The following is an 11640-nucleotide window of genomic DNA, read 5'->3' on the forward strand; positions in this document are numbered from 1 at the left end:
GTGAGCCACCCGTAGGAGTGGCCCCGCCCGATGGTCTTGCGTACCCGGCACGGGGGCTGCGCTTGCCCACCCTGCTCCCCCAAGCTCTTCGAGCAGGGGGTACCCCCAGGGCGAAGACTGCCCAAGCTCAGCGCAGCGCGGGGCGGGCAGGGGCAGCCCCTCCCCGGAGGGGTCTACGCCGGGTAGGCCAGATACAGCAGGGCTGCCAGGACGCCGCCGATCATCGGACCGGCGACCGGCACCCAGGAGTACGCCCAGTCGGCCTTGCCCTTGCCCTTGATCGGCAGGACGAACGCATAGGCGATCCGCGGCCCGAGGTCACGCGCCGGGTTGATGGCGTAGCCCGTCGGCCCGCCCAGCGAGGTGCCGATCACCAGCACGACGAAGGCGACGCCCGCGTAACCCAGCGCCGAGTTGCCGAAGTCGGGGATGGCGCCCTCGCCGTTGCCCGGCTTGAACGTGGGGGAGAACAGCACGAAGGCCACCAGCACGAAGGTGCCCAGCACCTCGGTGACCGTGTTCCAGAGGCTGTTGCGGATCGTCGGCGCCGTCGAGAAGATGCCCAGCGTCCCCGCAGGGTCGTCGTGGTCGTCGAACTGAAGCTTGTACGTGGCCCAGCACAGCACCGCGCCGAGGATGCCGCCGAGCATCTGCGCGAGTATGTATATGGGCACGTCCGACCAGTCGGTCTTGTCGGCGACGGCGAGGGCGAGCGTGATGGCCGGGTTGAGGTGCGCCCCGCTGGGCGCCGCCACGCTCGCGCCCGTGAAGACCGCGAAACCCCAGCCGATGTTGACGAACAGCACACCCCCGCCATTGCCGTTCGTCTTGCGCAGCACATTGTTGGCGACAACGCCGGTACCCAGCATGATCAGCACCGCGGTACCGAGTAGTTCCCACAAGAAGATCGAGCCCGCGCTCATCCGCTACCTCCACAACGTCGCGGCTCAACACACCGTTCTCTCGACGGCGATGGGCGCGCACCCTACTTGCTGGACGGGGCCCGCTCCAGCCTGCTGACCAAGAAATTCCTGGCGGGAAACCGGGAGTCACGCAGGAAGTTCGACGACTGCGAAGACCGCCCCCTGCGGATCGCGGAGGACGGCGAGCCCGCGGCCCTCCCCGTTCTTCCCCTCGTACAGCACCGTGGCTCCCTCCCTCCGTGCCGTCCCGGCGGCTGTCTCCGGGTCGCGCGTCCCGAAGTACGGCATCCAGAAGGGCTCCACGTCCTGCTGTTCGGCGCCCAGCACGGTGCGGCCCGCCACCGGCTCGCCCGCCACCGGCTCCCCCGCCGGGGCCTCCGCCCGCGGGGCCGGCATCCGGAGCGCCGCGTAGTGCTCCTCACCGGCGGCGCTGTACTCGGCGGCCCGCAGGCCCAGCACGGCCTCGTAGAACCGGTCCGCCTCGGCCGTGTCGTGTACGGCAAGCTCCGCCCAGCACAGCGCGGACGGCTCCCGGAAGAGACCCGTGCCGATATGTGCCCGGGGCTGCCAGAAGCCGACATGCGCGCCCGCGGGATCCACTGCCACGACGGACCTCCCCAGCACTCCGAAGTCCACGGGGCCGCGGGTGACCTCGCCGCCCGCCGCCGCCACCCGGTCGGCGAGCGCATCGGCGCCGTCCGTCGCGAAGAAGACGATCCAGCTCGCCGCTTCCTCGCCGTCCTCCGCGGTGTCGGGCCCGAACGGTGCGATACCGGCCACCATGTGCCGCTGCCAGGTGGCGTATCCGTAGTGGTCGTACGTCGACCCCGCATGCAGATACCCCCACCCCAGTACGGCCGTGTAGAAGCGCTCGGACGCGGATGGGTCGGGGGTGCGCAGATCGGCCCAGCAAAGCGCTCCCGGGGGGTAGGACATGGGCTCGGGCACCGGTGCTCTCCTCCCTCGGCCGGCCGCCGGATAGCGGCCGGACGGAACGGACCGCCGTACGACGTTGTCGAACTGTACGCATTGACGGGCGAGTTGGGGGCGTCGCAGGATGCTCGAACACCAGGTAACGGGGGTGCACGGTGCACAGTACGAAGCCGAACGGGCTTGTCGGCGTGTCCGCAGACGATCAGGGCGATCGGGCCGGGAAGGACGCCATCGTCGTCGTCGGCATGTCTCTCCGGGTTCCCGGCAGCGCCGACGTGGACACGTTCTGGGCGAACGTGGCGGGCGGCGTCGAGTCGGTCACCCGGTTCAGCGAGGAGGAGCTGCGCGAGGCCGGTATACCCGATTCCGTCCTCGCGGACCCGCACTACATACGGGCCAAACCGGTCCTGGAGGACGTGGCCGAATTCGACGCCGGCTTCTTCGGACTCACTCCCCGCGAGGCGCAGGTCCGCGACCCGCAGCACCGGCTCTTCCTGGAGTCCGTCTACACGGCTCTCGAACACGCGGGCTACGACCCGTTCCAGGTGCCCGGCACGGTCGGTGTCTACGGCGGCGGTGCCCCCGATTTCTACCGGGAGTGGAACGTCAACTCCCACCCTGAGGCCACCGCCTTCCTCGGCGAGGTCGGTGTCGCCGTCGCCAACGCCACCGACTACCTCACCACCTCCGTCTCCCACCAGCTCGGCCTCACCGGCCCGAGCGTCAACGTGGTGACCGCCTGCTCGACCTCGCTGGTCGCCGTACACCTGGCCTGCCAGGCGCTGCGCAGCGGCGAGTGCGACGCCGCCGTCGCGGGCGGCGTCCAGGTCGAACTACCGCCGAAAACCGGCTACCACTCGGCCGAGGGCGGCATGTTCTCCGTCACCGGCCGGGTCCGTCCCTTCGACGCGGACGCGGACGGGACCATCTTCGGCACCGGCGTCGGGACCGTCGTCCTCAAGCGGTACGCGGACGCGGTGGCCGCAGGCGACCACATCCACGCCATCGTCCGCGCTTCCGCCATCAACAACGACGGCGCGCTCAAGGCGGGGTTCACGGCGCCCAGCGTCGAGGGGCAGGCCATGCTCATCCGGCGGGCGATGCGCACCCACGGCCTCGATCCGTCCGACATCGGCTACGTCGAGGCCCACGGCACCGGCACCCGGGTCGGCGATCCGATCGAGGTGAACGCACTCACCCGTGCCTACCGTGACCTGGGCATGACCGCAGTGCGCAGCTGCCCCATCGGCTCGGTCAAGGGCAACGTGGGCCACTTGGGGCCGGCCGCGGGCGTCGTCGGGCTCATCAAGACCGTCCTGGCCCTCCAGACCGGCCGTATCCCCCCGAGCATCAACTTCACCCGGCCCAACCCCGCCATCGACTTCGAGAACGGGCCCTTCTACGTCAACACCGAGCTGTCCGACTGGCCCGGGCACCATGCCGCCCGGCTGGCCGCCGTCAGCTCCTTCGGCGTCGGAGGCACCAATGCACACGTGGTGGTGGAGCAGCCACCTGCCCTCCCTGAGCGGGACACGCCCGAAACTCCAGCCGCGCAGCGCCCGTTGCTGCTTGGCGTGTCGGCCCGTACTCCCGAAGCGCTCGCCGCAGCCACCGGCCGCCTCGCCGGCCACCTCGAAGCGCATCCCGAACAGGAGCTCGCGGACATCGCCGCCACGCTCAGCCTGGGCCGGCCCGACTTCCCGCACCGCGTCGCCGTGGTACCCGGCACGGAAGGCGTCTCCGCCGCGCTGCGCGCCGCCCGTACCGACAGGCCGCAGGCGCCGACGGACCCGGCGCCCGTCGCCTTCCTCTTCCCCGGGCAGGGCTCGCAGCATCTCGGTATGGGCCGCCGCCTCTACGCGCAGGAGCCGGTCTTCCGCGCGGCTGTCGACGAGTGCGCCGAGCTGGCGAGCCCGCTGCTGGAGGCCGATCTGCGCGAGGTGATGTTCGCGGCGGACGAGCCCGGCGCGGCCGAGCGGCTGACCCGCACCAGCATGGCCCAGCCCGCACTGTTCACCGTCGAGTACGCCATGGCACGGCAGTTGCTGGCGTGGGGGCTGAGCCCGGCCGCCATGATCGGCCACAGCGTCGGCGAGTACGTCGCCGCATGCCTCGCGGGTGTCTTCCCGCTGGCCGACGCGGTCCGGCTCGTGGTCCGGCGCGGGGCGCTGGTCCAGGAGCTGCCCGGCGGCAGCATGCTGGCCGTGCCGGCGCCCGCCGAGGAGGTCGAGGGACTGGCGGGCTGCGACATCGCCGCCTACAACGGTGCCCGCCTCACCGTGATCTCCGGACCGGACGAGGCCGTGGACGCCGCTCAGGCAGCCCTTTCCGAGCGCGGCGTGACCGGGCACCGGCTGCACACCTCGCACGCCTTCCACTCGGCCATGATGGAGCCCGCACTGGAACCGTTCGCCGCCGAGCTGGCCAAAGTCGAACTGCGAGCGCCAGAGCTGCCGTTCATCTCCAACGTCACCGGCGAGTGGATCACCGACAAGCAGGCCATGTCCCCCGACTACTGGACGCGGCACCTCCGCGCCCCCGTCCGGTTCGCTCCCAGCGTCGCGCTGCTGCTGGAGGACAGCGGTCTGCTGTTCGTCGAGGCGGGCCCCGGGCAGGTACTCACCGGTCTGACCCGCGCCCAGGCGGTTGCCTCCGGCAGCCGGGACCGTACCGTTGTGCCGACGATGCCGATGCCGCAGGGCACGGAGGAGGGCCCACACTGTCTCGCCCGGGCCCTGGGTTCACTGTGGGCGGCCGGAGCCGAGCTCGACTGGGCCGCCTACCGGGGCGACAACTGGCGTCGGGTGCCGCTGCCCACCTACCCCTTCCAGCGCAGCGTGCACTGGCTCGACCCCGTCTGGCAGCCCGAGACCCCCGCCGCGTCCCAGGAGCCGCCGACGGACGAGGGGCGACGCCCCGTCGAACGGGCGCTCTTCCGTCCCGAATGGTGCGAGGACCCGGCTCCGCCTCCCGGGACGGGCGCCATGGCCGGCACCTGGCTGGTCTTCCGCAGGGGCGACAGCCTGGACGGCACCGTGAACCGGCTGCGGCACGCCGGTGCCCAGGTGGTGACGGCCGAACCGGGCGAGAAGTTCGAGCGGCTGACCGGCAGCCGCTATGTGCTGCGGCCCGGAGCCCGGGACGACTACGACGCGCTGGCGGACTCACTGATCGCCGACGGGTTGCTGCCCGAACGCGTCCTGCATGGCTGGCTGTTCGGTCCTCCGGCGGCCTCCGACGGCGAGGTGCCTTCGGACCAGTCGCACGGCCTCGACCACACCGCTGAGTGGCTCGACCTCGGTTTCTTCAGCGTGCTGCACCTCGCCCAGGCGTTCGCGGAGCGCGGCTCGGCGCAGGTGCAGGGCATGCGCTGGGACGTGGTCGGCTCGCGGCTGCGCGCGGTCTCCGGCGCCGAACCGGTCGTACCTGCACGGGCCGCGGTGACCGGGGTGTGCGACGTGATGGCCAAGGAGCTGCCCGAGATCTCCGTCCGCTGCCTGGATGTGGCCGAACACCGCTACGAGCAGGGCCTGTGGGAAGAGCTGGCCAGAGCCGGGCTGGCAGCGCCGGCGTTCGCCGCCTGCGGCGACCGCTGGATCGCGATGCGCGGACGCAGACGCTGGCTGCTCACCTACGCCCAGGTGCCCGAGCCGCGTACCCGGGACGCCGCTGGTCCGCTGCGTGAGCGCGGCACCTATCTGATCACGGGCGGCCTCGGCGGCATCGGACTGGCCGTCGCCGAGAGCCTGGCCAAGGCCGTACGCGCCCGCCTCGTGCTGACAGCGCGCTCCCCCTTCCCCGCGCGGGAGGAGTGGGACCGGCTGCTCGGCGGAGACCTCAGGGATACCGCGCAGGGCGCGGACGACTCCGTGCTGGAGACGGTACGACGGCTGCGCCGTATCGAGGAGCACGGTGCCGAAGTGCTGGTGTGCCAGGCCGATGTGGCGGACGAGGCGGCGATGCGGGCCGTGGTGGAGCGTGGGGAGCGGGAGTTCGGCGCCTTCGACGGTGTCTTCCACACCGCGGGCGTCCCGGGCGGGGGACTGCTGGTGCTCAAGACCCGGGCCGAGGCCGAGCGGGTGATGGCGGCGAAGGTCGCGGGCACGCTGGTGCTGGACCGGCTGCTGGGGGAGCGGGTGGAGCTGATGGTGCTCTTCTCCTCGATCACCTCGGTCGCCGGCAACCTCGGCCAGACCGACTACGCGGCGGCCAACGCCTTCCTGGACGCCTACGCGCACGCCCGTGCGGCCGACGGCCCCGGCTTCACCGTCTCCGTCAACTGGGACGCCTGGGCCGAGATAGGCATGGCGGCCAAGGCGGACGCCCTCGCCCCGGCCGCCTTCCGCGCGCTCCAGACCGGCAGCGTGGCCGCAGACATCGGCTCCCTGGGAGCGGCGGAGGAGCACGGCAGTGCCACCAGCGACGGCGACGACGTCACCGGGACTCCCACGGATGAGGCCGCCGCCGACGCCGCGGGCACCCGGCCCGTCGGTCCCGTCGCCCTCGATGACGATGCCGTTCCCAGCAGTCACACCGAGCCCGAGGGGCACCCGCTCCTCGGGGAGCGCAGCGAAGGGCCCGACGGCAGCATCGTCTACCGGGCCGTCCTGGACGGTGAGACGCACTGGGTGTCCGGTGAGCACCGGGTGGCGGACATCCCCGTATGGCCCGCGACGGCATACGTGGAGATGATCCGTGCGGCAGGCGCAGAAGCGCTGCCGGCGGACCCGGCGTCGGACGGCCGGCTGCTGCTGACCGATGTCACCTTCCTCTCGCTGCTCGCCCTGGCCTTCCGCACCGTCCTGCGGACGACCCTCGCCCCCGAACGTGGCGGCTACCGCTTCGCCATCGCCAGCACCACGGATGGCGCGGAGTGGACGGAGCATGTGACGGGACTGGTTCGTACGGCACCCGAGGCACGGGCGCCGGTGCACGACCTGGAGGTGCTGCGGGAGTGCTTCCCCGTCGTCAAGCCGGACACGGAGTCCTTCTACCCGGAGCTCGGCCTCATCGACTTCGGGCCGCACTGGTCGAACATCGCGGAGCTGCGGCGGGACGACTCCTCGACGCTGGCCCGGATCGAGATGCCTGCCCCGTTCCTCGGCGAGCTGACCCACTTCCCGTTGCACCCGGCCCTGTTCGACGCGGCGACCTCGAACGCCGTGTACCTGCCGGAGCTCGGTCCGAGGGGGGAGAGCTATCTGCCGTTCTCCATCAGCAGCATCACGGTGCGGGGCCCGCTGCCCCCGACGGTTCATGCGTACTCGCGGCGGCGCGGGGCGCACCAGAACATGGTGACCTTCGACATCACTCTCACCGACGACGACGGACGCGAGGTCGTGGATGTTACCGGCTACACCGTGCGGGTCTGGGACAGGGAGGAGTTCCGGCGCAGAGTCATCGCCTCCGCCTCGTCCCGGACCGCTCCGGACCTTCCGGACGACCCCGGGCACACCGGGGGCGCCGACCTTCCCCCGGCCTCCGATCAACCCGCCCCGCAGGGGCTCGGCGGTGCGTTCGCGATCCGTCCGGAGGAGGGTATCCAGGCGCTCTGGCACATCCTGGGCGACCGCGTAGGGCCCCAGGTCGTCGTCATCCCCGAAGGCATGGACCAGCGGCTGCGCGCCGTCGAAGCGCTCACCCAGAACGTCATCGCGGACGCGGGACAACCTGCCACGCCCCCGACCGGCGGCGCCACCGGCAGCAGTCCGGTTCCCGTGCCGGGGGCCCATGAGCCGGGGGAATCCGGCGCCGCACCGGCCGATATGCACCAGCGCCTGGCGAGGCTGTGGTCCGAGGCGCTGGGTATCGACGACATCGGCATGGACGACGACTTCTTCGCGCTCGGCGGCAACTCGCTGGTCGGCATACAGCTCGCGGCCCGCGTACGCAGGGAGTTCGACACCGATCTGCCGATCGCGGCCCTCATCGAGAACCCCACCGTACGAGCCATCGCAGGGATCATCACCGCATGAGCGCCACCATCCCGGCAGAAGGCCCCAGTGCCTGGTTCCCTTTTCCGCCGCCCGGGCCCGGAGGGCGGGCGCGGGTGCGGCTGCTGTGCTTCCCGTGCGCCGGGCAGGGCGCCTCCGGCTACCGCGCCTGGCAGCGGCTGCTCGCACCCGGCATAGAGGCGTTCCCGGTACAGCTCCCCGGCCGGGAAAGCAGGGCCATGGAGCAGCCGCACACCACCATGGACGGCCTGATGGACGAGCTGCTGCCGCAGTTGCGCCACCAGGTGCGCGGCGTGGACGGCTACGCATTCTTCGGCCACAGCCTCGGCGCGCTGGTCGCATACGAGGCCGCGCGCAGGCTGGAGGCCGAGGGGCTGCAACCGCTGGCCCTGATGGTCGCGGCGCAGCGCCCGCCCCAACTGCCGTTGGGCCGGGAACCCGCCCACGACCTGCCGCGTGCCGCATTCATGACCACGCTCGGTCTCTACGGGCAGGTGCCCGCCGAACTGTTCGACGACTCGACGGCCGTCGAACTGGCCGAGGCCGGACTGCGCGCCGACTTCAGCATCGTCGAGACCTATCGGCCCCCGCCCGAGCCGCTGCTGAGCTGCCCGGTGACGGCGCTACCCGGACTTGCCGACAGCACCCTCCCGCCCGGCTCCATGCGGGCTTGGGGCGATCTGACCACCGGGCCCTTCACCTTCCGGCCGGTGCCCGGCGGCCACTTCTTCGTCGACGAGCGCACCGAAGAACTGGTAGGAGTGGTCCGGGCGGCCCTGGGTTAGCCGGCGCTCGCCACCCACAGGTCCACCACATACGTCTCCACCACCCGCTCGTCCGGAAAGAGCCGGCGCAGCCGCCCGCGTTCGGCGTCGAGGAACGACTCCGTCGCCTCGTCGTCCATGACGAGGAACCCGGAATGGCTGGCGAGGTTGCCCAGATGGGTCTCGACCGGGACGGTACGGCTCCACCGCACATGGCGGCGGCCGACGCGCAGTCCCTCAAGTCCTGCTTTCCGTACCGCCTCCGGGTCGTCGATGGGGCTCAGTGAGGGGGAGGTGGCGCCGGTGTGGCGTGTGATGCGCTCCGTCTGTTCGGCGATCCACGGAACGTCGTGTGCGGTGGTGTTCCACCAGATGACGAGCGAGCCGCCCTGGCGCAGCACGCGCAGCGCCTCGGGGACCGAGCGTGATGTGTCGGTCCAGTGCCAGGACTGCGCGTAGGTGAGCAGATCGCAGCACCCGTCCGCGAGCGGCAGCGCGTTGGCGTCCCCCCGCACCAAGGGCACGTCCGGCAGGCTCTTTCGGAACCACGCGGCCATGCCCTCGCCCGGCTCCACGGCGATCACCTCGGCGCCGCGCTCGACCAACTGCTCGGTGGAGATGCCCGTGCCGGCTCCGACATCGGCGACTCGGGCCCCCGCTAACGGTATTCCGGTCAACTCCTCGACGGCACCGAAGAGTTGGGAAGGGTAGGACGGCCGGTACGCGGCGTAGCGATCTGCCGCCGCATTGAACGACATGGCACGGGATCGGGAAGTCACCGCCTCATCCTGCCCGACCCCGAGCCAGGCTATTTATCCCGTCCTGAACGCGCCGTGCGCGCCGTGCGCATGGTGATTCACGAGCCCCCCACCGCGCTCGTCGGCCGGGCACGCCCGCCACGGGCGTACGGCTCCAGCGCTGGGGACCCCTCCGGTCCGGACGGCTTGTGCGTCCCGCTTCTCTCACTCGTCCGTTCACTCGTCCGTGTGGCCATGGGCACCGGCATCCCGTGCCGGGGTGCCGCGCAGCAGACGGGCCTCGTGAGCGGGGAGAGTGCGCAGGGCCTGGTCCGGGGCGAGCCAGCGGGCGGTGGTGGGGAGGTGCGGTGCGGCGAGGCGAGCTGTGAAGAGGTGGGTGATGAGCGTGCGGCCGCCTGACGGGCACCGGGTGCTGTCGACGGCCAGCAGTCGGCCCGTCGATCCGCGTGCCGCGCGCCCCAGCTGGGTGTGCAGGGCGCGGGCTGCGGCTTCGCCGGGGGTCTCGGTCGCCGACACAAGGGCTCCGGGCAGTCGGCAGGAGGAGCCGCCGCCCCATCCGCCGTCGTGCCGCTCGCCGTCGTCCCGCTCGCCGTCCCCATCGTCGTCACGTACCTCCCGTACCAGCACCCGTCCCCTCGCATCCGTGACCAGTGCCGCGGCGGCGACCGCAGGGGCGGGCAGCAGGGCGCGGCGGTCCCGTTCGTCCAGCGGTGCCGGGTGGCCGTCCAGCAGGTGCGCCGTATGGGCACCGCGCTCGGCGGCGAGGGCGGCGGCCGTGCGGCGGCGCAACCGTTCGGGGAGCCGGGCCAGCGCCTCGTCCGGGGGCGCGAACTCGGCGGCGCGCAGTTCGTCCTGCTGGAGGCGAAGATCCTGGGCGGACACCGGGTGCGGCAGATGGACGGCGTACACACAGGCGGTCAGCGCCCTGCCGTACACGGTGGCCGGCACGTTGTCGACGGCCAGCAGCCGGCCGACCCGGAGTGCCGTGGGCCGCAGCTCCTCGCGGAGCTCCCGCACCAGCCCGTCGACCAGGCCCTCGTCGTCGACCATGCCGCCGGGCAGGTCCCAGCCCGCCTTGTAGACCGGGTCGACCACCAGGAGCCGGCCCCGCTCGTCGCGGATCACCGCGTCCACGGCGGCGGCCGGGGCCGGGTGCGCTGCGAGGTAGGCGGCGAGCTCGTCCTGGGGGCTCGGCAGTGCCACCGTGCCGGATGTCTCGAGGGCCGGCGTGGACGCGGGTGCGGTGGTGGTGGCAGGCGTGCTGGGTGTCGACGTCATGCGGCCCTCCTCGTGTCCGGTGGCGGAGGCCGCCCGGTACGGTGCGCGCGCCTCCTGTGAAGTCAACTGACCCGCCGCGGAATTGGGTACGCCGCTCGTTCGGCTCAGCGGTCGCGCCGCCAACCGTGTGCCCCGGGCTGCTGAACGGACAAAACATGCATAGCGTCGACATTCGGCAATGACAGCTGACAAGCGCGGAACGCAACGGCGCGGTGCGAGGAAGCGGCGTCACCAAGAGATGCCGCGCCGGGACCGGACGACGAGGGGAACGCGACGGTGGGCGAACAACTGAGCGAACAGGTGGGTGGAGAACTGGCGGGGAGCGGCGCCCCGAGCACATCCCCGGATGCGGCTCCTGGCACGTCCTCGTCCCCGGGCGCGGCTCCCAGTACGTCCCCGTCCTCCCCGGGAACCGCTCCCGGCACGTCCCCGTCCGGTACGGCCCCCGGCACGGCCGCCCGCCCGCACATCCACGTACGGCCGGGCCTGGACACCCGGCGGGAGACCACAGCGCAACCCGTGCACCCTGTAGTGCAGATCTTCGACGACGCCGCGCGGGCCGTTCCCGGCTACCCGCTCGCCCCTCTGGTGACCGACGAGTTCTGTGTGCTGATCGGGCCCGGCAACGCCTCCTCCATGATCGCCGTCTACTTCGACGATGTGGCCACGCTCTGGGTGGACCGGTACATGTGGAGCGAGTACGAGTGGTCCGACCAGGACACCGGCGAGCTGGGATTCCTGGCCGAAGCAGTGGCGGCGGTGCAGCGGGGGGACGGCGCCTGGCACTTCCGGGAGGACGACGGGCGCCTCGTCCACCTCGGCGGCAGGCTCGGCAGCCACATCGTCGGCCCCGGCGCCGTCCACCCGCCCCCGCTCACCCTCCCGCTGATCCCCTGGGCCTCCCAGCTCGGCCCCGCGCACTGACCCGCCCTCCTGTGCCACGGCACCGCTCCCGCTGCGCACCCGTGTCGCCCGCGCGACAGTGGGAACGCGGGGGATGCGAAGAGCGCACGGAGCACACGGAGCGCGG

The 11640-nt window shown here is 72.1% G+C and carries 7 protein-coding genes; 3 read left to right on the top strand and 4 right to left on the bottom strand.

What is annotated here, in order from left to right:
• Positions 1 to 173 precede the first annotated feature (173 nt).
• Positions 174 to 923 carry an MIP/aquaporin family protein gene (locus ACTWP9_RS25355; RefSeq protein ID WP_443248581.1) on the bottom strand — a complete coding sequence of 250 codons (750 nt, stop codon included), beginning with the start codon at positions 921 to 923 and terminating at the stop codon, positions 174 to 176.
• Between the two features lie 126 nt (positions 924 to 1049).
• Positions 1050 to 1871 carry a VOC family protein gene (locus ACTWP9_RS25360; RefSeq protein WP_443248582.1) on the bottom strand — a complete coding sequence of 274 codons (822 nt, stop codon included), beginning with the start codon at positions 1869 to 1871 and terminating at the stop codon, positions 1050 to 1052.
• 173 nt (positions 1872 to 2044) lie between these two features.
• Between ACTWP9_RS25360 and ACTWP9_RS25365 the strand changes: the two genes are divergently transcribed.
• Positions 2045 to 7831, top strand: coding sequence for an SDR family NAD(P)-dependent oxidoreductase (locus ACTWP9_RS25365; protein WP_443248583.1), 5787 nt, complete (start codon positions 2045 to 2047; stop codon positions 7829 to 7831).
• A complete protein-coding gene (locus tag ACTWP9_RS25370; protein WP_443248584.1) occupies positions 7828 to 8595 on the top strand; it encodes a thioesterase II family protein in 768 nt (255 codons plus the stop codon). Before ACTWP9_RS25365 ends, ACTWP9_RS25370 begins: the two co-directional genes overlap by 4 nt.
• Here ACTWP9_RS25370 and ACTWP9_RS25375 read toward each other — a convergent pair.
• Both ACTWP9_RS25375 and ACTWP9_RS25380 read right to left on the bottom strand, forming a co-directional pair.
• Complete coding sequence (locus ACTWP9_RS25375; RefSeq protein ID WP_443248585.1) at positions 8592 to 9353, bottom strand: class I SAM-dependent methyltransferase; 762 nt, start codon at positions 9351 to 9353, stop codon at positions 8592 to 8594. The genes ACTWP9_RS25370 and ACTWP9_RS25375 overlap by 4 nt on opposite strands.
• Positions 9354 to 9548: 195 nt before the next feature.
• The gene (locus tag ACTWP9_RS25380) at positions 9549 to 10610 is read right to left on the bottom strand and encodes an NUDIX domain-containing protein (RefSeq protein WP_443248586.1); all 1062 of its coding nucleotides are present in this window, start codon (positions 10608 to 10610) and stop codon (positions 9549 to 9551) included.
• A gap of 519 nt (positions 10611 to 11129) precedes the next feature.
• Between ACTWP9_RS25380 and ACTWP9_RS25385 the strand changes: the two genes are divergently transcribed.
• Positions 11130 to 11534, top strand: a complete 405-nt coding sequence (locus ACTWP9_RS25385) for a hypothetical protein (protein ID WP_443248587.1) — start codon at positions 11130 to 11132, stop codon at positions 11532 to 11534.
• Positions 11535 to 11640: the final 106 nt, after the last annotated feature.

Origin of the sequence: Streptomyces sp. 3N207 (genome assembly GCF_052246355.1) — a bacterium.
Lineage (GTDB): Bacteria > Actinomycetota > Actinomycetes > Streptomycetales > Streptomycetaceae > Streptomyces.

Bases quoted from the DNA above. Each gene is read 5' to 3' on its own strand.
- ACTWP9_RS25355 (WP_443248581.1), bottom strand. From the start codon at position 923: ATGAGCGCGGGCTCGATCTTCTTGTGGGAACTACTCGGTACCGCGGTG.
- ACTWP9_RS25370 (WP_443248584.1), top strand. From the start codon at position 7,828: ATGAGCGCCACCATCCCGGCAGAAGGCCCCAGTGCCTGGTTCCCTTTT.
- ACTWP9_RS25380 (WP_443248586.1), bottom strand. From the start codon at position 10,610: ATGACGTCGACACCCAGCACGCCTGCCACCACCACCGCACCCGCGTCC.